The following is a 23,252-nucleotide window of genomic DNA, read 5'->3' on the forward strand; positions in this document are numbered from 1 at the left end:
GTCGCTGGTGGCGACAGGGGTCTGGCGCGGGTCTGCCCTCAGGCCGGCCCGGGATCGCGTTCGCGAGCCTTCTGCGCCGCACGTGCCGCCGCGGTGTCGGGCCGCTTGCGCACGACCCAGTCCTCGATGACACGCTGGTCGCCCGCCGAGACCGAGAGGGCGCCCGGCGGTACATCTTGCCGCACGACAGTTCCGGCTCCGGTGTATGCCCCGTCGCCGACGGTCACCGGGGCGACGAACATGTTGTCCGAACCGGTCCGGCAGTGGTCGCCGATCACCGTGCGGTGCTTGGTCACGCCGTCGTAGTTCACGAAAACGCTCGACGCCCCGATGTTGGACTGCTCGCCGATCGTGGCGTCGCCGACATAGGTGAGGTGGGGGATCTTGGAGCCGTCGCCGATCGTCGCGTTCTTCGTCTCGACGAAGGTGCCGATCTTGCCTGCGACGCCGAGCGTGGTGCCGGGTCGGAGGTAGGCGAACGGGCCGACGGTGGCGGCTTCGCCGATGACCGCGTCGCTGCCGTGGGTGCGGATGACCTGCGCCCCCGCGCCGATCGTGACATCGGTCAGCGTGGTGTCGGGGCCGACGACGGCGTCGGTGGCGATGCGCGTGCGGCCGCGGAGCTGGGTGCCCGGTTCGATGCGCACGTCCGGTTCGATCGTGACGTCGATGTCGATCCAGGTACTGGCCGGGTCGACGACGGTCACGCCGTCGAGCTGGTGGCGTCGCACGATGCGCCGGTTGAGTTCGGCGCCGAGTGCGGCGAGCTGGACGCGGTCGTTGCATCCGGCGACCAGTACGGGATCGGCCACGCTGAAGCCGCGAACGGACCGGCCGGCGTCGCGGGCGATCTCCACGATGTCGGTGAGGTAGTACTCGCCCTGGACGTTGTCGGTCGACAGCTTCGACAGGCCCTCGCGCAGCGCGGCGGCGTCGAAGGCGTACACCCCGGCGTTGACCTCGGTGATCGACCGCTGGTCGGGGGTCGCATCCTTGTGTTCGACGATGGCCAGCACGGAGGTGTCCTCCGCGCGGATGATGCGTCCGTACCCGGTCGGGTCGTCGGCGTCGAAGCTGGTCAGCGTCACGGCGGCGCCGCCGTCCGCGGTGTGCGTGGCGACGAGCCCGCGCAGCGTCTCGGCGTCGAGGAGGGGGACGTCGGCGGCGGTGATGATGATCGTGCCGTCGAAGTCGGCGGGCAGGCCGGTGAGTCCGGCCCGGGCGGCGTCGCCGGTGCCGCGGGGTGCGTCCTGCTCGGCGACGGTGATCGTGCGGCCCAGTTCGCCCGCGATGTCGGTAGCGGCGGCGGAGACGCGTTCACGCTCGTGGCTGACGACGACGACGAGGTGATCGGGATCTGTGTCGGCTGCGCCGTGGAGGGCGTGTCCGAGAAGGGATCGCCCGGCGATGGTGTGCAGAATCTTGGGGGTCGTGGACTTCATGCGGGTACCGGCGCCCGCGGCCAGGACGATCACGGCCACGGATGGCGATGCTCCCGTCATCGAATGTCCACCCTCTCCTGAATCGGTGTCCGCAACCCGAGTCTGGGACGGGTTTGCTCAGGCACGTCGGGTGCGATCCTACGCACCGGCGGCCGACGGCAGAAATGCACCGCGCCGTTGCCGGGCTCACCGGCCACCTGGCCTGATAGAAAACAAGGGACCGCAAATCCCCGAGCGATCGGTCGGTATGCACCTGGGTGACGCCGACCGTCTCGCTCGCACGCGGTGGAGCGGACCAACCGCACCGGAGATCTCCGGTGCGGGAACAGACCACACGGAGGTAATGGATGAGCACGCAGAAAACGGCGATCGTGACCGGCGCGGCCCGGGGCATCGGCGCGGCCGTGGCCAAGCGCCTGGCGGAGGACGGGCTGGCCGTGGCCGTCCTCGACCTCGACGCCGATGCCTGCGCCGACACCGTCAAGGCGATCACCGACGCCGGTGGCAAGGCCATCGCGGTGGGTGCCGACGTCGCCGACGAGGCCTCGGTGAAGGCGGGTGTCGACAAGGTCGTCGAGGAGCTCGGACCCCCGACCGTCGTCGTCAACAACGCGGGCATCCTGCGCGACAACCTCTTGTTCAAGATGACCGTCGACGACTGGGACGCCGTCCTCGCCGTGCACCTGCGCGGTGCGTTCAACGTGACCAAGGCCGCACAGAAGCACATGGTCGACGCCGGCTGGGGCCGCATCGTCAACCTGTCGAGCACCTCGGCGCTGGGCAACCGGGGCCAGGCGAACTACTCCGCCGCCAAGGCGGGCATGCAGGGCTTCACCAAGACCCTCGCCATCGAGCTCGGCAAGTTCGGCGTGACCGCCAACGCCATTGCTCCCGGCTTCATCGAGACCGAGATGACCGCCGCCACCGCCGAGCGCATGGGTGTGCCCTTCGAGGACTTCAAGAAGGCCGCCGCGAGCCAGATCCCGGTCAACCGGATCGGTGCGCCGGAGGACATCGCCCACACCGCGTCGTTCTTCATCAGCGAGGGTGCAGGCTTCGTCTCCGGTCAGGTGGTCTACGTCGCCGGTGGTCCGAAGGACTGATCACCCGCAGACTTCGTTTCGACTCCTGGACTTCGATCGAGGTCTGGGAGTCGGAACGAGGTCGTGCAGTGGCCTGACGTGACTGCCCGAAGGCTGTGGCACAATCGTCAGCGCAGTGATCCCCCATGGTGTAATCGGCAACACTTCTGATTTTGGTTCAGGCATTCCAGGTTCGAGTCCTGGTGGGGGAGCTCCAAGTGTTCCGGTGGCGGAGCTCGGGCGCGCCGCGAGAAGACGGTGGCCGTGAGCTCGCACGAACAGTGCCGGTGCCCGAATCAATCCACCGGAACGATGAACCCTTCCTTGATGAGCCAGTCGTAGGCCACATCCGCGGGGTCCTGGCCGTCGATGTCGATGAGTCCGTTCAGTTCCTGCATGAGCGGGTCGGTGAGCTTGGCCGACAGGGGGGCCATCAGCTCGGCGATCTCCGGGTTGGCCTCGTGGAGGCCAGTGTTGATCACGACGCAACCGCTGTAGGGCAGGAAGAACTTCCGGTCGTCCTCCAGCACGGTGAGGTCGAGATTCTTGATGCGACCATCGGTGGAGTAGACCATGCCGAAGTTGCAGGGTTCGCTGCGTGCCGTGGAGGTGTAGACGACGCCGGAGTCCATGGTCGTCAGGTTGCCCTTCGGGACGCCGCCCGGTTCACCGAGCGGGATGCCGTAGGCCTTGAGCATCGGTATGAAACCGTCCGCGCGAGAGAGGAACTCGTCGTTGATGCAGAAGGTGCGTTCCGACTCGGGGAGCCTGGCGATGTCGGACATGGTCTTCACGTTCAGTTTCTGCGCGGTGGGGCTGGCCGCCGCGAACGCATAGGTGTTGTTGAACGACGCCGACGGTAGCCACTCGACGCCGTTGGCGCGCTCGGCGTCACGGACTCGTTCCCAGAGTTCCTGTGGGTCGGCGATGGTCTCGGTCTCGCCGAGGTAGGTCTGCCAGGCCGTGCCGGTGTACTCCCAGACGATGTCGGCGTCGCCATTGAGCAAGGCCTGCCGCGAGGACATGGATCCGGGTGCGTTGGTGAGGTCGTCGACCTCGGCTCCGGCCGCGGCCAGATAGGTGGCGGTGATCTTGCCGAGCAGAACCTGTTCGGTGAAGTTCTTCGACGTCACCGCGATCGAGGTGCCCTCCAGCGGGCGTTCACCGCCGGGCAGCGAGGCGGCGCGGAAGGTGCCCGACGAGCTGACCAGACCACATGCGGTCAGCATGACCAGCGTCATCACCGACGCGGCCAGGATCGCCAGAGCCCGGCGATGGGCTCTGGGGTGAGGGGTTCTGGGGCGGTGCGCTCTCATGAGATCCCCCGGGGCGTCGCGACGAGCTCGACGAGCCTGCCCAGCCAGTCGATCGTCATCGCGAGCAGCGCGACGAGAATGGCGCCGGTGACAAGCAGTTTCGGCAGGAACAGTGTGATGCCGGTGGTGATGACGGTCCCGAGACTCGGTGCCCCGATGAAGGTGCTCAGCGTCGCGGTGCCGACCAGGATGACCAGCGCGATCCGGACCCCGTTGAGGATCACCGGGACGGCCAGCGGCAACTCCACCTGGAACAGCGTGCGAGCGGCGGACAGTCCGATTCCCCGCGAGGCCTCGACCGTCCGCTGATCGACCTGCCGCAGACCCACGATCGTGTTCTGCAGGATGGGGAGCACGGCATAGACGACGAGACCGACGACGGCGGTGTTGAAACCGGTGCCGAGCCAGAAGGTGAACAACACGAGCAGGCCGATGGCCGGTGCGGCCTGCCCGATGTTGGCGATGTTGACCACGATCGGATTGAGCCATCGCATCGACGGACGGGTGAGCACGATCCCCAGCGGGATGGCAATGCACACCACGATGACCGTCGCCACGAGCGTCAGCTGGATGTGATCGATGATCGTCGCCTGCAGGGCGGGCCACGACATCGACGCGCTCTCGGTCTCGGTGAAAGTCGTGTTCTGGTACCAGATCACGAAACCGGCGGTGACGACGACGATCACCAGCGGCTCGAACCACACGTCGACCGGGATGCGTGAGAAGCGTCCACGACGCCCTTCCCCGGCCGAACCGAGCGTTGCCGCCGGACCGGTCGCGGTGATCTCGGCTTCCTCGGCGATGAAGCCCGTCATCGGTCGACGCTCGGCTCGGGCGTGCCGATCACGGTGGTGTCGCCGCTGGTGTCGTCGGCTGCCACGACCGGGGTCTCCACGGGCGCCGACCCATCGGCGTGATCGAGATAGCCGACGTGGTCGTCGTCGCGCACGGTCGCGAGCTGGTCGCGGATGGCCTCCATGACGGCGGCGATGTTCAGCGCTCCGACGACGGCACCGCGGCCGTCGGTGACGAGCACACCGCCCTGGCTGGTGGCGAGCATGGAGTCGAGGGCGTCGTTGAGCGTCGACGACTGGGCGACCACGGGAAGTCGCGGGTCGAGGTAGTCCGAGATCTCGGGTTTGGCCTTGATCTCGGCGATCGACGGCCAGGCGCGGGGGCGACCGTGTTGATCGACGACGGCCACCCAGTCCTCACCGGCTGCCCTGGCACGACCCACGACGCTGCCGGAGGGTTCGCCGACGCGTGCGGTCACGACATCTCTGATCTCCACATCGCGCACGCGGGTGAGTGTCAGATGAGCAAGGGTCGCACCGGAACCCACGAACTCCTCGACGAACGGGCTGGCCGGGTTGGCGAGGATCTCCTCCGGCGGCGCGTACTGCTCGACGCGGCCGCCCTCGGAGAGGATCAGCACCTTGTCGCCCAGTTTGGTGGCCTCTTCGAAGTCGTGGGTGACGATGACGATCGTCTTGGCGAGCTCGTGCTGGATCGCGATCAGTTTGTCCTGCAACCGTGCCCGAGTGATCGGGTCGACCGCGCCGAACGGCTCGTCCATCAGCAGCACCGGCGGGTCGGCGGCGAGTGCGCGGGCCACGCCGACACGTTGCTGCTGACCGCCGGACATGTCCTTGGGCAGCCGGTCGGCGAAGGTCGCCGCATCCAGGCCGACGAGGTCGAGCAGGTATTCGGTTCGTTCGTCGATCCGCTTCTTGTCCCACTTGAGGATTCGCGGGATCGCGCCGATGTTCTTGCTCACCGACCAGTGCGGGAAGAGGCCGCCGGACTGGATCACGTACCCGATGGACTGGCGCAGCCAGTCCGGGTTCTCCTCGGTCACATCGCGTCCGCCGATGTAGATGCGGCCCTCGGTGGGTTCGATGAGCCGGTTGATCATCTTGAGCGTCGTGGTCTTGCCGCAGCCCGACGGTCCGACGAAGGCGACGATGTCGCCGGCCTCGACCTCGAGATCGAGCTGTGCGACGGCCGGCTCGGACGAACCGCGATAACGCTTGACGACGCCGTCGAGCCGGATCGATTCCCCGCTGACGTTGCGATCCTTGCTGTCTCGCGTCGGCGAGGTGGTGAGGTCGGTCATGAGAGTCCCTTGGAGATGGTGAGTCGGCCGAGCAGAACCAGGAGCGCGTCGAAGACGAGCGCGATGATCACGATGAGAATCGTTCCGGCGAGCGCCATCTCGAGAGCATTGGCACCGCCGAGGCGGGAGAGTCCGTTGAAGATCAGGGAACCGAGCCCCGGGCCGAGTACATAGGCGACGATCGCGGCGATACCGACGATCATCTGGGTCGACACCCGGATTCCGGTCAGGATCACCGGCCACGCGATCGGCAACTCGACGGTGAACAGGATGCGCCAGCGCGAAAGTCCGATGCCGCGTGCGGATTCGACCACCGACGCCGGCACCGAGCGGAGTCCGACGACCGCATTGCCGATCACCGGCAACATCGCGAAGAAGGCGAGCATCAGGAACGACGGTGTCACGCCGAGTCCGAACGGGACGATGAGCAGCGCGAGCAGCGCGAGCGACGGAATGGTCAGTGCCACACGGCTCGACGTCAACGTCAAGGCGCCCACGACCGGCAATCGATAGACGAGGGCGGCCACGGCGATCGCGATGACGGTGCCCACCAGCACCGTCTGAAACGACAGCGACGCATGCTGGTACGTCAAGAACGTGAGAGACCGTGCGTTGTCACTGATGTAATCCCACAATTGCACTATCGGTGTCCCATCCCCGGCGTCGGAGTCGACATTACGCACGCGTGCGGCACGATGCCGACATTTGGACCGATCCAGTGTGCCACGGGCGCACCGTGGGTCGATCTCTCGCCGCGCAGGTGTCATCCTGGAACAGTGATCGACAATGCGAGGACCGAGCCGGATGCCGAACCCGAGGACGACGCGGCTCTGCTTGCCGATGCGGTGAAGTCCTGGACACGGATCGTCGCCTGGGTGCTCGGCGTCGGCGGGGTCATCGGCTTCGTGGCGTCGTTCGTGCTCACGGTCGAGCGTTTCGAGCTCGCCGCCGACCCCGACTACGTGCCGTCGTGCAACTTCAACCCGGTGCTGAGCTGCGGGTCGGTGATGGCGCAGCCGCAGGCCGCGCTGTTCGGTTTCCCCAATCCGCTGCTCGGCGTCGCCGGCTTCGCGGTGGTGATCACCATCGGCGCGGCCCTGTTCGCCGGCGCGCGGTTCGCGGGATGGTTCTGGGCGGGACTGCAGGTCGGCGTGACCCTGGCGATGGCGTTCATCTGCTGGCTGATCTACTCGAGCCTGTACTCGATCGGCGCGTTGTGCCCGTACTGCATGGTCGTGTGGGCGGCCACGCTGCCGATCTTCGTGTTCGTCACCGTGCGCAACGCACATGCGAGCGGACTGACCTCACGCTCGGGGCTCGCGCTGTTCCTCGCCCGCAGCCACGCGGCCGTCCTGGTCCTGGCCGTCGGCGTCGTGATCGTGTTGATCGCGGTGCGGTTCTGGTCGTACTGGTCGAGCCTGTACTGAGGGTTTCGACGGGGCTCAACCGGCAGCACGGGGCTCGACCGGCAGGGGAGGGCTCAGCCGGTCAGGCGACCTGGGCGTCGAAGCACCTCTCGAGGGTGCGTGAGGAGATCAGCCACCGGTTGTCGACGAGCTCCCATTCATCGCGGTACCAGAGCCCGATGAGGAATGTCGAGGACTCGGTCTGCATGGGATTGAGGCACATCGTGCGGGTGCGTGCGCGGGACTCGTCGATCTCGAACTCGTGGTTGCCGAGGAAGTGGCAGTACGCCGTGAATGCCGGCAGCATCTCGGCGAGCCAGGCCTTGGACTCGGCGAGGCTGCCCACGACGCCGCCCATCACGCTGAAGTCGAGCCGGGCGTCGGCGGTGAACAGCGGGTCGAGGTCGTCGAACCGGCGGGAGTCCACGGCGGTGGCGTAAGCGGTCAGTGTCTGCTGGATCTCCAGGCGGGCGGAGATCTCCTCGATGCTCAACATGCGGTCCTCACGTCAGCAGTCTGGCAGGCGAATCGCCGCAACATTGGGGGATTGGACCGGTCTGGTCCTACCCTGGGCGCATGGGGATCGGGCGTCCGACGGAAGGTTCGGCCGAGGTGCAGCGAGCTCCTCGGGCGCGGATGACCGGCGCCCAGCGGCGGCTGCAGCTCATCGAGGTCGCTCGCGGACTCTTCGCAGAGCGGGGTTACGAGGGCACGGCCATCGAGGAGATCGCCCAGCGCGCGGGGGTCTCGAAGCCGCTCGTCTACGAGCATTTCGGCGGCAAAGAGGGCTTGTACGCGGTGGTCGTCGACCGCGAGATGGAGACCCTGCTGGAGATGGTGACGTCGTCGCTGTCGAAGAACCGTTCGCTGTATCGCATCCAGCAGGTCGCGCTCGCGCTCCTGACCTACATGGAGGAACGCACCGACGGTTTCCGTATTCTGGTCCGCGGCGACAGCACGGCGGGTACCGGCGAAACAGCCACCTACTCAAGCCTTCTCAATGACGCGATCAGTCAGGTCGAGCACATCCTGGCCGGGGATTTCGAACGCCGCGGCTTCGATCCCGCACTCGCACCGCTCTACGCCCAGGCGCTCGTCGGCATGGTGTCGGTGACCGCGCAGTGGTGGCTCGACGTCCGGGAGCCGTCGAAAGAGGTCGTGGCGGCGCATCTGGTCAACCTGTGCTGGAACGGGCTCACCCGGCTCGATCCCGAGCCTCCTCTCGTCGGGCCGGAGTACACCGAACCCCTGCGGCGGACCACCGTCGACGACGCCTGACACCTCGCCCCGCACAATCGCCGGTCCGCATCTGGCCGGACCACCCTCAGGCGCCCGGCGTGGTCACCTCTCCTGGCGCGCCGGAGCCCGCTAATCTCCGACACATCGTGGTGTGCGCACCGTGGCCGAGCAGGAGAGGAAACCCCGGCCAGTGGAGACCGTCGGCATCTATCTCGTCGTGATCTTCGTGTGCGGATTCCTGGCGCGGTTGGTCCGGTTGCCCACCCTCGTCGGCTATCTGGCGGCGGGGTTCATCCTGCATGCGCCGGGGATCGACGAGTTGCCGATCATCGACACCCTCGCAGAGCTGGGGGTGACGATCCTGCTCTTCACCATCGGACTCAAGCTCGACCTGCGAATGCTGTTCCGGCGCGAGGTCTTTCTCACCACGGCCATCAACCTCGCGGTCATCATGGGACTCACGACGGGCTTCCTCGGTCTCCTCTCGACGGTCGGGGTCCGGATGCTGATGGGCGAGGGGTGGCAGACCCTCGCGATCCTCGGCTTCGCGCTGTCGTTCTCCAGCACGGTGTTCGTGGTGCAGGTCCTCGACGAACGCTCCGAATCCCATTCCCTCTACGGACGCATCGCCATCGGCATCCTCGTCCTGCAGGACGTCGTCGCCGTCGCCTATCTCACGGCCATGCGCGGCGAGCCACCGAGCCCGTGGGCGCTGGCGCTGGTGCTGCTGGTCCCCGGGGGGTGGATCGTCCGTCGACTGTGGAACCGGCTCGGGCACGGCGAATTGCAGACCCTCTTCGGCGTGACGATGGCGCTGGTGCCCGGCTACTGGCTGTTCGAGTCGGTGGGGATCAAGGGTGACTTCGGGGCGATGATCATCGGGGTGCTGCTGGCCTCACACCCTCGCGCCTCCGAGCTCTCGCGCACCCTCTTCGGCCTTCGTGAACTGCTGCTGGTCGGGTTCTTCGTCTCGATCGGTCTCCATGTCACGCCGACCCCGGAGACCGTTGCCCTGGGTCTGCTGCTGGTACTCCTGCTGCCCATCGAAGCCGCGCTGTTCACCCTGGTGCTGGCCCTGTTCGGTCTTCGTCGTCGTACCTCGATCCTCGCCGGCCTCGCGCTGGCCAACTTCTCCGAGTTCGGCCTCATCGTGATCTCCACCGGGGTCGACGCGGACCTTCTCGAGGGGGACTGGCTCGTCGTCACCTCCGTCGCCGTCGCGGCGAGTTTCGTGTTCTCGACCCTGGTCAACCGTCGCGGTTCGCGGCTGGTGAGCAAGCTGTCCGCCTTTGTCCCGACGACCCCCGCCGCTCGCCGCCACCCCGAGGACGCGCCGATCGATCTCGCTCCCGCACGTGCGGTGGTCCTCGGCCTGGGCCGGGTGGGCAGTTCTGCCTATGAACGTCTCGTCGACGAATACGGACTCAGCGTCGTCGGCGTGGAGAACGATCCCGTCAAGGTCGACGCGCTGCGGGGACGCGGCCTGCGGGTCATCGAGGCCGACGCCACCGAGACGGCGTTCTGGGATCGCTGTGTCGGCGTCGCCGGCGTCGAACTGCTGGTGCTGGCGATGCCGTTTCACGGCTCCAACCTGGTGGCGCTGGACCGGGTCGCCGAGCGGGACTTCGACGGCACGGTGGCCGTGGTGGCCCAGTACGACGACGAGCGCGGCGAACTGCTCGGCCGGGGAGCGGACGTGGCCTTCCACATCTATGAGGGCACCGGGGTCGGTCTCGCCGACGCCGCGGCCGAGGCCGCGGGGCTCGACCGCTGAGACTAGGGAACCGGCGCGTCGGCCCAGAGGTCTTTCTGCATGTAGACGCAGTCGATCCACTGGCCGGCCTTGTGGCCGATCGACCGTAACCGGCCGACCTCGGCGAAACCGTGGCGGGCGTGCAACGCGATCGAACCCTCGCCTCCGGTCGCGGCGATCACCGCCACGATCTGCCGCACGTTCTCGGGGTTCGTCCGCTCGAGCATCGCCGCCATCAACGTCGACCCGATCCCGCGACCGCCGAAGCCCGGAGCCACGTAGATCGAGTCCTCGGTGGACAGGTCGTAGGCCGGCATCGTGCGGAATGTGCCGAGGTAGGCGTATCCGACGACCTGTTCGGAGCCGGTCTCGTCGAGCGCTCTCGCGACGACGAACGGCCGCCCGGCCGAGGTGATCGCCGCATGCTTGGCCTGCCACTGGGCCGGCGAGGGGACGACATAGTCGAAGGTTGCGACGGTGTGCAGCACGTAATGCGCGTAGATCTCGGCGACGGCCTCACAGTCGTCGACGGTCGCGTCGGTGACACGGATCCGCGTGCGTCCGGCGTCGGGTGCCCTCTCGGTCATGCGGATGAGGGTAGGCCAGCCCGATCGGGCCGCCGAACTCGAGAGCTGAGGGGGCGGTGGTGCGCGGATCGGCGCCACATACAATCGGCGGAGTGTCGAAGCCCCGTGCCCTGTCCGGTCTGGCCGCGCTCGCGTGTGCGGACAAGTCTTTCCGCGAGGTCCACGAGCGCCGCGAGGAGCGTCGGCTCGACATCACCGCCCCGGACGCGGCGAGGCCCTTCCTGGTCTCGTGCATGGCCGCCGATGCGCAGACGCCGCTGCTGGTCGTCTCGGCCAACGGTCGTGAGGCCGACGATCTGACCGCGGAACTCGGTGAACTCCTCGACGACGCCGATGCCGTCGCGCAGTTCCCCTCGTGGGAGACGCTGCCGCACGAGCGGCTCTCGCCCAGCGCCGACACCGTCGGTCAGCGACTCGCGGTACTCCATCGACTGGCCAACCCCGGCGACAATCCGCTGCGCATCGTGGTCACCACGGTTCGTTCGTTGGTCCAGCCGATGGCCCCCGGTCTCGCCGACGTCGCCACCGTGACCCTGCGGGAGGGCATCGAGGTCGACTTCGACGCCCTGCTGGCCCAGTTGGTCGAGATGGCCTACGAGCGTGTCGACATGGTCGGACGACGCGGCGAGTTCGCCGTTCGCGGCGGCATCCTCGACGTCTTCCCGACCACCGCCGACCACCCTGTGCGAGTGGAGTTCTGGGGCGACGAGATCACCGAGATGCGTGCCTTCTCGGTGGCCGACCAGCGCAGCCAGCCCGAGGTCGAGACCACCGAGGTGCGTATCCACCCGGGCCGGGAGCTGCTGCTGACCGAGAAAGTCCGTGCGCGCGCGGGCGATCTCGCGGCGGCCAACCCCGACGACCCGACCCTCACCGAGATGCTCGGCAAGCTGACCGAGGGAATTCCGGTGGAGGGCATGGAGGCCCTGATCCCCGCGCTCGTCGACGGTGAGATGCAGTTGCTGACCGAGGTGATCCCGGCGTCGATGCGTGTGCTCATCCTCGACCCCGAGAAGGTGCGGACGCGGGCGTCGGACCTGTCGAAGACAGGCGCGGAGTTCCTCGAGGCGTCCTGGACCGCGGCAGCCATGGGTGCGCAGGCGCCGATCGACGGCCGGTCGTCGGAGAGCATCGGCATCGACCTGCAGGCCAGCGCCTACCGGCCGCTCGACGAGGTGCGTACGACGACTCTCGCGACCGGGCGGCAGTGGTGGACGCTCAGTCCGCTCGCGACCGGCAGCGGCGACGAACTCGAACTCGACCTGGGCCCGGGGCCCGCACCCCGTGGCGACGAACGTGAGATCGCGGCGACCTTCGCGCAGTTGCGCGCCCATGTCGCCGACGGCAAGACCGCGGCGATCGTCGTCGCGGGCAAGGGCACCGCGCAGCGCGTCGGGGAGCGGCTGTCCGAGGCCGAGGTGCCCTACGTGATCGCCGAGCCCGGGCACCGTCCGGAGCCCGGGGAGGTGGCGGTCTTCTGTGCGCCGCTGCGCGCGGGCATCGTGTGTCCCGACGCCGGTCTGGTGGTGGTCGCCGAGGCCGACCTCACCGGTACGCGCGTCGCCAATGTCCGTGACGGACGCAAACTTCCGGCCAAGCGTCGCAACCAGGTCGATCCGCTCGCGCTGGCCGCGGGTGACCTCGTCGTGCACGACCAGCACGGCATCGGCAAGTTCGTCGAGATGATCGAGCGCACCGTCTCGGGGGCGCGCCGCGAGTACCTCGTCCTGGAGTACGCGTCGAGCAAGCGCGGGCAGCCGGCCGACCGGCTCTACGTGCCCATGGACGCCCTGGATCAGTTGTCCCGCTATGTCGGCGGCGAGCAGCCGTCGCTGTCCAAGCTCGGCGGGTCGGACTGGCAGAACACCAAACGCAAGGCGCGCAAGGCTGTTCGGGAGATCGCCGGGGAGTTGGTGCAGCTGTACGCGGCCCGCCACGCCGCCCCCGGTCACGCCTTCGGCCCCGACACCCCGTGGCAACAGGAGATGGAAGACGCCTTCGACTTCACCGAGACCGTCGATCAGCTGACCGTCATCGCCGAGGTCAAGGCGGACATGGAACGCCCCGTCCCGATGGATCGCGTCGTGGTCGGCGACGTCGGCTACGGTAAGACCGAGATCGCGGTCCGGGCGGCGTTCAAAGCCGTGCAGGACGGCAAGCAGGTCGCGGTCCTCGTGCCGACAACCATTCTCGCGCAACAGCATCTGCAGACCTTCACCGAGCGCATGAGCGGCTTCCCGGTGCGCGTCCGTGGCCTGTCGCGGTTCACCGATCCCAAGGAATCCCGCGAGATCATCCAGGCGATGGCCAACGGTGAGGTCGACGTGGTCATCGGTACGCACCGGCTCCTGCAGACCGGAATCGTCTGGAAGGACCTCGGTCTGGTCATCGTCGACGAGGAGCAGCGCTTCGGTGTGGAGCACAAGGAGCACATCAAGTCGCTGCGCACCCACGTCGACGTGCTGACCATGTCGGCGACCCCGATCCCGCGCACACTGGAGATGTCGATGGCCGGCATCCGCGAGATGTCGACGATCCTCACCCCGCCCGAGGAGCGGCATCCCGTGCTCACCTATGTGGGTGCCTACGCACCCAAACAGGTGGCCGCCGCCATCCGGCGTGAACTCCTGCGCGACGGGCAGGTGTTCTACGTGCACAACCGTGTGTCGACCATCGACAAGACGGCCAGGGACATCGCGGCGATGATTCCGGAGGCGAGAGTCATTGTCGCACATGGCCAGATGGGGGAGGATCAGCTCGAACGAACGGTCTCGGGGTTCTGGAACCGCGAATACGACGTGCTGGTCTGTACGACGATCATCGAGACCGGTCTGGACATCTCCAACGCCAACACGCTCATCGTCGACCGCGCCGAGAACTTCGGTATCTCGCAGCTGCACCAGCTGCGCGGTCGGGTGGGGCGCAGCCGTGAACGCGGGTACGCCTACCTGCTCTACAGCCCCGACCGTCCGCTGACCGAGACCGCCTACGACCGGCTGGCGACGATCGCGCAGAACAACGAGCTCGGTGCCGGTATGGCGGTGGCGCTCAAGGACCTCGAGCTGCGTGGAGCCGGAAACGTGCTCGGCGCAGAACAATCCGGTCACGTCGCCGGTGTCGGCTTCGACCTGTACGTGCGGCTCGTCGGTGAGGCCGTCGAGGCCTACCGTGCTGCGGCCGACGGCAAGCCGGTCGAAACGCAGGAGACCGGGGAGGTGCGCGTCGACCTACCTGTCGACGCGCACATCCCGGTCGAGTACGTCGACTCCGACCGTCTGCGCCTCGAGGCGTACCGCAAGCTCGCCTCGGCCGCCGACGACGCCGCCGTGGATTCGGTGCTCGTCGAACTCAACGACCGCTACGGCCCGCCGCCGGTCGAGACCACCCGGCTCGCCTCGATCGCGCGACTGCGCCTGCGCTGCCGTGAACGCGGTGTCGCCGAGATCGGGCTGGCGGGGCAGGGTCTCAAGATCTCACCGATGCAGTTGCTCGACAGCGAACAGGTGCGCCTGCGCCGGCTCTACCCGTCGGCGACCTTCCGGGCGACGACCTCGGTGGTCACCCTGCCGATCCCGCGTACCGGAGGCGTGGGCTCGGCGCGGCTGCGCGACGACGAGCTCATCGAGTTCGTGACCACGTTCCTGACCCAGATCAAGCCGGATCCGAACGGCTGAGCACCGCTCAAACCGCCCCACGAGAGCGCCCTCCAGGGCGCCACGGGCGACAATATGTCGTCGAAGTTGCTGACCAGGGCGGTTTTCGGGGGTGGTTTTCCGGCGCGACTGCCGGGGGATAGGTTGATGACGAGACGCGGGGGTCGAGACTGTGGGGGTCGAGAAAGGTGACGACGCATGACGGTGGTGCTGCTGGACCCGGCACAGCCCGACCTGATCCCCATCCGCGCGCGCGGACGGTTGTCCGGGCCGGTGAAGGTCACCGAGGACGTTCCCGCCGCCATGCTGTGGGAGCTCGACCACGTCGAACCCGTCTTCGAGGACTCGGCCGACAACGGAGACTCGGACGGCGGCGACTCGGTATTGGTCAGCACCGACCCCGGCCACCCGCTCGTGCGGGCCAGGATCGCCCGCGGCGAGGAGGTCATCGCGGCCGCGACGAAGCCGCCGGAGCAGCCGGCGTCGGGCACCGCGCTCCTCGAGTCCGTCGCGCTCATGGACACGCTGCGCCGTAACGGGCCGTGGGAGAGCACCCAGACGCACCACTCGTTGCGCCGCTACCTGCTCGAAGAGGTCTACGAGCTCCTCGACGCAATCGAATCGGGTGACCCCGTCGAGCTCAAAGAGGAGCTCGGGGACCTGCTGCTGCAGGTCCTCTTCCACGCCCGGATCGCCGCTGACGACCCCGACGCCCCGTTCGACATCGACGACGTCGCACGCAGTTTCACCTCCAAGGTCATGGGCCGCACACCCGGTGTGCTGTCCGGCGCACATTCCGACCTCGAGACCCAGATCCGCGAATGGGAAGAACACAAGGCCGCCGAGAAGCAGCGCGGTTCGGTGCTCGACGGCGTCGCCACGACGCAGCCCGCGCTGGCGCTGCTGCAGAAGGTCCTCGAAAGGCTCACCGCCGCAGGCTATCCGGTGGAGACGATTCCGGCCGAGACGCTGACGGTCACCGTTGTGGCCGGCGATGACAGCGTCGAGGCGCAGGCACGTGACCGCGCGCTCGCGCTGATGGCTCAGGTGCGCGCCGCGGAGGCCCGCGCCGCCGAGATCGGTGTCGTCCTGGATTCGCGCGGGGCGTGGGAGAGCGTGCTGGAGCCGGAGGCCTGAGCGCCGGCCGGCACCGGGCGCTCGGGAAGCTCACTCGAACAGCCGCTGACCCCACCACTCGCCGGGCTGCAGTCCGGGCGGGATCGCGAACACCGCCGAGCCGTTCGGGATCAGGTACTCGGTCATCGCGTCCTTGCGGGACAGCGTCTGCTGCATCGGCACGAACTGCTTGCCGGTGTCGCGGTTGAAGGCGATGAAGAACAACCCGGCGTCGAGGTGGCCGAAGCCGTCGGAGCCGTCGGTGAAGTTGTAGCCACGACGCAGAATCCGGACGCCACCGAGATTGTCCGGATGTGCAAGGCGCACGTGCGAGTCCCGGGGGATGACCGGTGTGCGGCCGGAGGTCACGAGGAAGTCGGGGTCGTCGAACTCGTCGGTCTTGCCCAGGGGAGCGCCCGCGGCCTTGGTGCGCCCGACGATCTGTTCCTGCTCCAGCAGGTGTGCCCGGTCCCAGGGTTCGATGTCCATCCTGATGCGTCGGGCGACGAGGTAGGTGCCACCGGTCATCCACTGCGCAGCCGGCGGGTTGTCCTGCGGAGACACCCACACCCAGCGGTCGAGGAGGTCGGTGTCCTCGGCTCGCAGATTGTTGGTTCCGTCCTTGAACCCGAACAGGTTTCGGGGCGTGGACTGCGACTGGGTGGTCGCCGAGGTCCGGCCGAACCCGAGCTGCGACCAGCGCACCGCGACGACTCCGAACGCCATGCGGGCCAGGTTCCGGATCGCGTGGACGGCGACCTGCGGGTCGTCGGCGCAGGCCTGCACACAGATGTCGCCGTAGGAGCGCGCCGGGTCGATCTTCTCCGCCGCGAACATCGGAAGATCCACGAGTGCAGCAGGTCTGCGGTCGGCGATGCCGAACCGATCCGGCCGGTCGGGTGCCGCGGCGCCGGGACCGAACAGGCCCGGACCGAATCCGATGGTCAGGGTCAGGTTCGACGCACTCAGGCCGAGTGCCTCGCCGGTGTCGGCCGGGGGTGTGTAGTCGCCGAGCCCGGTCGCCCCGTCGGCGACGGTCTCTTCGCCGCGCGTCATCCGTTCGGCGGCATCGGTCCACCGGCGGAGCATGGCGATCAGCTCGTCGCGCGACTCGGTCACGACGTCGAAGCTCGCGAAATGCAGCCGGTCCTGCGCGGCGGTGACGATCCCGGCCTGGTGCGCGCCCCGGAACCCGACGATCTGGGAGCGCGGCTCCGAGGTCGCCGAAGCCCGGCCGATGGCCACCCCGCCCGCGGCGGCGGCGAGTCCGGCGCCGGCACCCCCGATCATCGCCCGTCGCGAGAGACCGCGCCGCGGCGGGCGCCCGGAGGCATCCGCCGCCGGCGGTGTCGGTGGCTCCGCTGCCGGCGGTGTCTGGGGATCTGACGTCGGATCGGTCACTGCTGCAACACGATCCCGGGTACCTGGGACAGCGTGGAGGACAGCGCGTCGATCTGGTTGGAGAGTTCCTTGCGCTGTTCGGGGGTCACCTCGGTGTAGGAGACGTAGCCGTCACCCGAGCGGTACTTGTTCACCGAATCGCGTACCGCGGCGAACTGGGCGGTGATCTTGTCCATCAGTGCCGGATCCTTGGCGGAGATGATCGGCTGCAAGGTGGCGATGGCGGTCTCCGAGCCGTCGACGTTGCCCGCGAAGTCCCAGAGGTCGGTGTGGGAGTACCGGTCCTCCTCGCCGTCGATCTTGGTGGCGGCGACCTCGTCGATCAGGGCCTGCGGTCCCTTCACGAAAGACGCTGTCTCGAACTCGAAGTCGGGGGAGTTGACCTCGTCGCGCAGCGTGGTCACGTCGGCGAGCAACTGGTCGGCGACCGGGGCGATGGTCGCGGCGTTGTCGGTCTTCTTCGCGTTCTCGGCGTCGGCCGGGGTGATCTGACCCGGTGCGTTCCCGATCTCGGCGGGCTGCGGCGGCCAGAGGAATCGCTCGATCCGGTGGAATCCGGTGAACGGCAGGGTGCCGTCCTCGGTGTCGTCCCAGCGCATGTCGACCGCGGGATCGAGGTCGGGGAACGATTCGGCGACCGGCTCGATGCGTTCGTACGGGGTGCGCGCCAGGCCGAACTGGGCGCGGGCGGCGTCGAGGTTGCCGGACTTGACGTTGCCGACGAACTCCGACACCTGGGAATGCAGGGTGTTCAGCTGGTTTCGGACGTACTCGAGATACTGGGCCTTCGCCGCGGTCACGTCCGCGGGGACGTCGGCTTTCTCCTTGCGCTCGCCGCCCACCGAGATCTCGCTGCGGATACCGTTGCCGACCATCCCCGGCTTGCAGGCCACGGTGTAGGTGCCCGGTTCGACGATCTCGACGGTCAGGTTGCTCGACAGGCCCGGCCCGATGTTCTCGACCTCACCGAGGACGCGGTTGTTGTTGCCGTACACGTAGAACTCGGTGACCTTGTTGCCGGAGTTGGTCACCGCGAAATCGACGTCGCCCGTGGTCGCCTCGGCGCTCGCGAGATCGCAGGCGTCGTTCGTCGAGGTGACCGCGATGGCGCCGTCGGCGCTGCTCTTCTCGGTACAACCCGTCAGGAGTACGGGTACGACTGCGACCGCGGCCGCACCTGCGGCCACCACGGTTCTGCGATTCACTGGGGGTTCCTCTCGGTTGCGGTCTCGGCGGATGCCGGGCTCTGCGCAGGGTTGGTTGTCACAGCGGGGGAGGCGGTCTCGGCGTCGGCCGGGTCGGTGTGCGGCCGGGCACGGCGCCCGCTCGCCTGTCGGCGCAGGAACAGGGTCAGCACGACGGCGACGTAGACGATCCACACGATCACCTGTAGCGCTGTGGGATCGGGCCGGAAGTTGAAGATGCCGCCGAGGATCGTGCCGTACCAGGACGACGCGTCGTAACCGGCCGAGACGTCGAAGGCGACCGCGTTGAACCCGGGGAGCCAGCCGACGGTCTGCAGAGCGCCGACACCGTAGGTCAGGATGCCCGCGGCGACGAAGATCAGGAAGATGCCGGTGTAGGTGAAGAACACCCTGAAGTTGAGGCGGACGGCGCCCTGATAGATCAGCACCGTCAGCACGACGGCGGCCAGTACGCCAAGCAGCAGACCCACCAGCGGCCACAAACCGCCCGCGACACTCTCGGCATACCCGACCATGAGCAGAGCCGTCTCGAAGCCCTCGCGCCCGACGGCGAGGAACGCCAGCCCCATCACCGACGCCCGGCCGGCGACGAGGGCCTGCGACATCCCGCTCTGGAGGTCGGCGGAGATGTGCGAGGCCGCCTTGCTCATCCACAGCACCATGAACGTGACGATCACGACGGCGACCAGTGACGCGACACCGGCGATGGTCTCGGCCGCGAGCGGCGTCATGGTCGAGGTGCCGAAATGGATCACGAAGAAGACCACGACGACCATGACGACCGCGGCGCCGACACCGGCCCAGATCCACTTGAGCGCATCTCGTCGGCCGGTCTTCACGACGTAGGCCACGAGAACCATGACCACTATGCCCGTTTCAAGACCTTCGCGGAGACCGATGAGGCCACTGCCGAACATCTGGGTGAACGTCGAGGGCGCGGAGTCCGCAGCCGCGAACAACGTGCCGCCCGAGGCGACGAAAGACACTGACACCATCCCCTCCGACGCGTGTCCGCGCCGGCTACTTCGCTGAGGCTAACCACACCGAACGTTAGACCTGAAGACGTTTCCGGCATAGGGCCATCCGCCTCATCGACCGCACGCGCAGTCGCACACCGCCGGAGGCCGGCACTTATGCGTACCGTGATTTCTTCTCGCTTGTTCTGGTACCGACCGGATTGTCGGATTCGGAATTCACCCGCCATCGCCGGATCGGGCGGCGGCTGGGCCATCATGGACAGATGGTCTCCACCCGCGACTCCGTTTTCGGCAGGGACAACGTCCTCTTGGTGCACTGGCACGACCTCGGACGGCATCTGGGAAGTTACGGCGCCGACGGCGTCGAGAGCCCGGTTCTCGACGAGCTCGCCGCCGACGGAATCCGTTTCACCGACGCACACGCGACCGCGCCACTGTGCTCGCCCGCGCGCGGTTCGCTCTTCACGGGCCGATACCCGCATCGCAACGGGCTCGTCGGACTCGCTCATCACGGGTTCGAGTACTTCGCCGACGTGCAGACACTGCCGTCGCTGCTCGCCGGGGCGGGTTACCGGTCGGCGCTGTTCGGCATGCAGCACGAGAGTGCCGATCCCGCCCGCCTCGGCTTCGACTCGGTCGACGTGTCGGACTCGCGATGCGACTACGTCGTGGAGCGATCCCAGGACTGGCTGCGCCGGCACGGTGCCGACGACCAGCCCTTCTTCCTGACCGCCGGGTTCTTCGAGACGCACCGGCCCTATCCGGCCGACGAGTACAAGCCCGCCGACACCAGCACCATCGCCGTCCCGGGTTTCCTGCCCGACACCGCCGACGTCCGCGACGATCTCGCCGGGCTGCACGGCTCGATCACCAAGGCCGACGCCGCGGTGGGCCGGCTGCTCGACACCGTCGCCGAACTCGGTCTGCAGGTGAGCACGTGGATCGTGTTCGTCACCGATCACGGCCTCGCGTTCCCCCGCGCGAAATCGACCCTGTACGCGGAGGGGACCGGAGTCGCGCTGATCATGCGCCCACCGACCCGGCGCGGTATCGCGCCGAGGGTCTACGACGACCTGTTCTCCGGCGTGGACCTGACACCGACGCTGCTGGAGTTGCTCGACGTCGACATCCCGGACTCGGTCGACGGTGATTCGCACGCGCCGGCACTCGTCGAGCACCTCGAGGCGGCGGTGCGTGCCGAGGTGTTCACCGAGAAGACCTACCACGATGCCTTCGACCCGATCCGGGCCGTGCGGACCAAGGATTTCAGCTACATGGAGAACTACGCCGCCCGGCCGGCGCTGCTCCTGCCCCTCGACATCGCCGACAGCCCGTCCGCGCGAGCTCTGGATCAGCAAGAGATACAACGGGATCGGCCGCGCGTCGAACTCTACGACCTGCGTTCCGACCCGTATGAGCGCAACAATGTCGCCGACGACCCGTCCCATGCGCAGGTGCGCACCGCCCTTGCCGAGCGGTTGGCGCGATGGCGCACCGAGACCGATGACGAGCTGCCCGACGAGGACACCGGGACGGCCATCGCGCAGCGCTTCATGGCGGCCTTCCACGCCAAGGCGGCGCAGGTGGAACCGGAGGAGGAGGCGTTGCCGTCCCGCCGGCCCAAGGGCGCCCGTCGCGAGCTCGCCGGGGAGATCACCTCGGGCACCGACTGACACGGGTCGGTCATAACGGGCGCAGCTGGCTCCGGCGTCGGCGACGCCGGGCCCACCTGTCAAGGTTTTTCGCAGGCGTGGGTGTAAAAGGCCAGCTTGCGGCTGGTTTCGGCGTCGCTAGACTCATCGTTCATGTCAGCAACGTCCTCGTCGGGACCGTCGGATTACCTGGTGTGCGCGAGTCAGCGCAGCGGCAGCACGCTGCTCGTGGAATCGCTCGCGGCCACCGGCGTCGCCGGCCGGCCGGAGGAGTTCTTCCAGTACTTCGCGGCATCGTCGCGGTCCCCGCAGCCGCGCGAATGGTTCGCCGGTGTCGGCGACCCGACCATCCTCCGACTGCTCGACCCGTCCGAGCCGGGCGTCGTGGACCGGCGGGACGCGGACACCTGGCGTGCCGACGTCCTCGACGCGGGCCGCACCGACAACGGTGTCTGGGGCGGCAAGCTGATGTGGAACCAGACGCCGCTGCTCATCGGGCGCAGCCGCATCGGGTCGGGTTCGCTGCGCACCGCCGTCCGGTGGTTGTTCGACGGCGCCGATCCGCTGTTCGTCCACGTTTACCGGAACGACGTTGTCCCGCAGGCTGTCTCGATGTGGCGGGCGGTGCAGACCCAGGTGTGGCGCAACGACGGCTCCGACGACGACACCGAGAACGACTCCGCGATCTATCACGCCGGGGGTATCGCGCACCTCGCCGGAATCCTGCGCGATCAGGAACGGCAGTGGCGCAACTGGTTCGACGCCGAGCGGATCGAACCCCTCGACATCGAATTCCGTGACCTCGTCGACGATCCCACCAAAGCCACCGCCCGCGTCCTCGAGAAGATCGGCCAGGACCCGGCCCTGGCGCCGCCGCCGCCACTGAAACCGCAGTCCGATTCTCGGTCCAAGGACTGGGCACAGCGCTACCGAGAAGATGCCGAACGACACGGATATCCACTGTGACGGCCAGGAACGGATCGTCAGACCGCCCCTGAAAAGCGCCCTCCACGAGGCAGTGGCCGACGATATGTCGTCGGCGGGTTCAGGGGGTCGGAGCCGCTGCACAGGGCGTTGTTCAGGGGCGGTTTTCGGCACGGCCGCGCCGACATCGGCCGGCTCGCCTCGCTGGTCCCCGGTGCGCTGACGGACCGCGGCATCATGGACGGGTGAGTTGCTGCCAACCGCCCGGACCCGCCTCATCCGAGTCCGTGTCGTCCGAGCCCGCGTCGCCCGAGTCCGTGTCGCGCACACCGGTCGCGAGCCGGGGGACCGGTGAGCACCCGATCGACACCGTGAGCGTGCCCGCCGGCCGCTTCGCGATGGGCGACGCCCACGACGAGGGATACCGCACCGATGGCGAGACGCCCGTCCACGACGTGGAGCTCAGCGGTTTCTCGATCGACACCACGACGGTGACCAACGCAGCCTTTGCGCTGTTCGTCGACGCGACCGGACACGAGACCGACGCCGAACGCCTCGGCGGGTCGGCGGTCTTCCACTCCTACGCCGCCGCGCCCGGCGAACCCGTGGCCGCCACGCCCTGGTGGCTCGCGGTGCCCGGCGCGTCGTGGCGACGGCCGGCAGGACCCGGCAGCGACCTCGACGGCCGATCCGATCATCCCGTCGTACACGTCAGTCACCACGACGCCCTGGCCTACTGCGCATGGGCCGGTCGGGCACTGCCGAGCGAGGCGCAGTGGGAGTACGCGGCGCGCGGCGGCCTCGATGGCGCGCGGTTCCCGTGGGGTGACCGGTCTCCGACGCAGGAGAACCCACGGTGCAACATCTTCCGGGGCGACTTCCCGGACCGGCCTGCCGCGCCGGTCGGCACCACGCCGGTACGCACCTTCGAGGCCAACGGTTACGGGCTGTACCAGTGCGCGGGAAATGTGTGGGAATGGTGTGCCGACAGGTTCAGCGCCCGCTACTACCGGAATTCCGACCCGGTCGACCCGACGGGGCCGGACCGCGGGACCGTGCGGGTCCTGCGCGGCGGCAGCCACCTCTGCCACGACTCGTACTGTCGCCGCTATCGGGTCGCCGCGCGATCGCACAACACCCCCGATTCGACGGCGAGCAACATCGGGTTCCGGACCGTCGGGAAAGACCAGCTCTGAGGTAGCCCGGGAACCGAACAGGATCGCCGGCAGTTGTGGGAATGACTGTGAGTTCTCTCGTGGAGGACCCGGCCGTGGTGTGCGATCGTTGTCGTTCTCCCCGGGTGTCGGCCCGCGAGGAGAACTCAGCGAACGAACCCGCAGCGAAGGCATCGGCAGCGAAGAACCGGCAGCGAGCGAGCCATCA

At 68.1% G+C, this 23,252-nt stretch carries 19 protein-coding genes and 1 tRNA gene; 10 read left to right on the forward strand and 10 right to left on the reverse strand.

All coding sequences use genetic code 11. The features are described 5' to 3' along the window. Positions 1-38 precede the first annotated feature (38 nt). On the reverse strand, positions 39-1,502 hold the full coding sequence (glmU, locus tag H1R19_RS07520; protein WP_219851120.1) for a bifunctional UDP-N-acetylglucosamine diphosphorylase/glucosamine-1-phosphate N-acetyltransferase GlmU: 1,464 nt from the start codon (positions 1,500-1,502) through the stop codon (positions 39-41). 287 nt (positions 1,503-1,789) lie between these two features. Here glmU and fabG point away from each other — a divergent pair, with 287 nt between their 5' ends. Both fabG and H1R19_RS07530 read left to right on the forward strand, forming a co-directional pair. Then, on the forward strand, positions 1,790-2,545 hold the full coding sequence (gene fabG / locus H1R19_RS07525) for a 3-oxoacyl-ACP reductase FabG (protein WP_219851121.1): 756 nt from the start codon (positions 1,790-1,792) through the stop codon (positions 2,543-2,545). Between the two features lie 119 nt (positions 2,546-2,664). Next, positions 2,665-2,736 (forward strand) — tRNA-Gln (locus H1R19_RS07530). Between the two features lie 84 nt (positions 2,737-2,820). On the opposite strand, the gene H1R19_RS07535 is transcribed toward H1R19_RS07530, so the two are convergent. From H1R19_RS07535 to H1R19_RS07550, 4 genes are all read right to left on the reverse strand, one after another. Then, positions 2,821-3,765, reverse strand: a complete 945-nt coding sequence (locus H1R19_RS07535; RefSeq protein ID WP_372632121.1) for a glycine betaine ABC transporter substrate-binding protein — start codon at positions 3,763-3,765, stop codon at positions 2,821-2,823. Positions 3,766-3,836: 71 nt separating this feature from the next. Beyond that, positions 3,837-4,655, reverse strand: coding sequence for an ABC transporter permease (locus tag H1R19_RS07540; protein ID WP_219851123.1), 819 nt, complete (start codon positions 4,653-4,655; stop codon positions 3,837-3,839). Beyond that, positions 4,652-5,956 carry an ATP-binding cassette domain-containing protein gene (locus tag H1R19_RS07545; RefSeq protein ID WP_219851124.1) on the reverse strand — a complete coding sequence of 435 codons (1,305 nt, stop codon included), beginning with the start codon at positions 5,954-5,956 and terminating at the stop codon, positions 4,652-4,654. The genes H1R19_RS07540 and H1R19_RS07545 overlap by 4 nt, the downstream gene beginning before the upstream one ends. Next, a complete protein-coding gene (locus tag H1R19_RS07550) occupies positions 5,953-6,597 on the reverse strand; it encodes an ABC transporter permease (RefSeq protein ID WP_188329947.1) in 645 nt (214 codons plus the stop codon). The genes H1R19_RS07545 and H1R19_RS07550 overlap by 4 nt, the downstream gene beginning before the upstream one ends. Positions 6,598-6,732: 135 nt before the next feature. Between H1R19_RS07550 and H1R19_RS07555 the strand changes: the two genes are divergently transcribed. Next, positions 6,733-7,383, forward strand: coding sequence for a vitamin K epoxide reductase family protein (locus H1R19_RS07555; RefSeq protein WP_244970905.1), 651 nt, complete (start codon positions 6,733-6,735; stop codon positions 7,381-7,383). A gap of 61 nt (positions 7,384-7,444) precedes the next feature. Here the strand turns inward: H1R19_RS07555 and H1R19_RS07560 are convergent, their stop codons facing one another. Continuing rightward, positions 7,445-7,858 carry a nuclear transport factor 2 family protein gene (locus tag H1R19_RS07560; RefSeq protein WP_188329881.1) on the reverse strand — a complete coding sequence of 138 codons (414 nt, stop codon included), beginning with the start codon at positions 7,856-7,858 and terminating at the stop codon, positions 7,445-7,447. An 80-nt stretch (positions 7,859-7,938) separates the two neighbouring features. Between H1R19_RS07560 and H1R19_RS07565 the strand changes: the two genes are divergently transcribed. Both H1R19_RS07565 and H1R19_RS07570 read left to right on the forward strand, forming a co-directional pair. After that, positions 7,939-8,640: a TetR/AcrR family transcriptional regulator gene (locus H1R19_RS07565; protein WP_188329880.1), complete on the forward strand. Its 702-nt coding sequence runs from the start codon at positions 7,939-7,941 to the stop codon at positions 8,638-8,640. Between the two features lie 151 nt (positions 8,641-8,791). Continuing rightward, positions 8,792-10,375: a cation:proton antiporter family protein gene (locus tag H1R19_RS07570; RefSeq protein WP_188329946.1), complete on the forward strand. Its 1,584-nt coding sequence runs from the start codon at positions 8,792-8,794 to the stop codon at positions 10,373-10,375. A 2-nt stretch (positions 10,376-10,377) separates the two neighbouring features. Here H1R19_RS07570 and H1R19_RS07575 read toward each other — a convergent pair whose 3' ends face one another. Next, the gene (locus tag H1R19_RS07575; protein ID WP_219851126.1) at positions 10,378-10,941 is read right to left on the reverse strand and encodes a GNAT family N-acetyltransferase; all 564 of its coding nucleotides are present in this window, start codon (positions 10,939-10,941) and stop codon (positions 10,378-10,380) included. A 92-nt stretch (positions 10,942-11,033) separates the two neighbouring features. On the opposite strand from H1R19_RS07575, the gene mfd reads away from it, so the two are divergent. Both mfd and H1R19_RS07585 read left to right on the forward strand, forming a co-directional pair. After that, positions 11,034-14,615, forward strand: a complete 3,582-nt coding sequence (gene mfd / locus H1R19_RS07580; protein WP_219851127.1) for a transcription-repair coupling factor — start codon at positions 11,034-11,036, stop codon at positions 14,613-14,615. A gap of 177 nt (positions 14,616-14,792) precedes the next feature. Next, positions 14,793-15,731, forward strand: a complete 939-nt coding sequence (locus tag H1R19_RS07585) for a nucleoside triphosphate pyrophosphohydrolase (protein ID WP_219851128.1) — start codon at positions 14,793-14,795, stop codon at positions 15,729-15,731. A gap of 30 nt (positions 15,732-15,761) precedes the next feature. Here the strand turns inward: H1R19_RS07585 and efeB are convergent, their stop codons facing one another. From efeB to efeU, 3 genes are read right to left on the reverse strand one after another with little or no spacing between them, the layout of a single operon-like run. Continuing rightward, complete coding sequence (efeB, locus tag H1R19_RS07590; RefSeq protein WP_219851129.1) at positions 15,762-17,111, reverse strand: iron uptake transporter deferrochelatase/peroxidase subunit; 1,350 nt, start codon at positions 17,109-17,111, stop codon at positions 15,762-15,764. Continuing rightward, on the reverse strand, positions 17,108-18,316 hold the full coding sequence (efeO, locus tag H1R19_RS07595; RefSeq protein WP_188329875.1) for an iron uptake system protein EfeO: 1,209 nt from the start codon (positions 18,314-18,316) through the stop codon (positions 17,108-17,110). The genes efeB and efeO overlap by 4 nt, the downstream gene beginning before the upstream one ends. Next, on the reverse strand, positions 18,313-19,311 hold the full coding sequence (gene efeU / locus H1R19_RS07600) for an iron uptake transporter permease EfeU (protein WP_188329874.1): 999 nt from the start codon (positions 19,309-19,311) through the stop codon (positions 18,313-18,315). The genes efeO and efeU overlap by 4 nt, the downstream gene beginning before the upstream one ends. A gap of 245 nt (positions 19,312-19,556) precedes the next feature. On the opposite strand from efeU, the gene H1R19_RS07605 reads away from it, so the two are divergent. From H1R19_RS07605 to H1R19_RS07615, 3 genes are all read left to right on the forward strand, one after another. Then, the gene (locus H1R19_RS07605) at positions 19,557-20,966 is read left to right on the forward strand and encodes a sulfatase family protein (protein ID WP_219851130.1); all 1,410 of its coding nucleotides are present in this window, start codon (positions 19,557-19,559) and stop codon (positions 20,964-20,966) included. Between the two features lie 132 nt (positions 20,967-21,098). Then, a complete protein-coding gene (gene stf0 / locus H1R19_RS07610) occupies positions 21,099-21,911 on the forward strand; it encodes a trehalose 2-sulfotransferase (protein WP_188329872.1) in 813 nt (270 codons plus the stop codon). 203 nt (positions 21,912-22,114) lie between these two features. Further along, positions 22,115-23,065: a formylglycine-generating enzyme family protein gene (locus H1R19_RS07615; protein WP_443984638.1), complete on the forward strand. Its 951-nt coding sequence runs from the start codon at positions 22,115-22,117 to the stop codon at positions 23,063-23,065. Positions 23,066-23,252 lie beyond the last annotated feature (187 nt).

Source organism: Gordonia jinghuaiqii (assembly GCF_014041935.1).
Classification (GTDB): Bacteria; Actinomycetota; Actinomycetes; order Mycobacteriales; family Mycobacteriaceae; genus Gordonia; species Gordonia jinghuaiqii.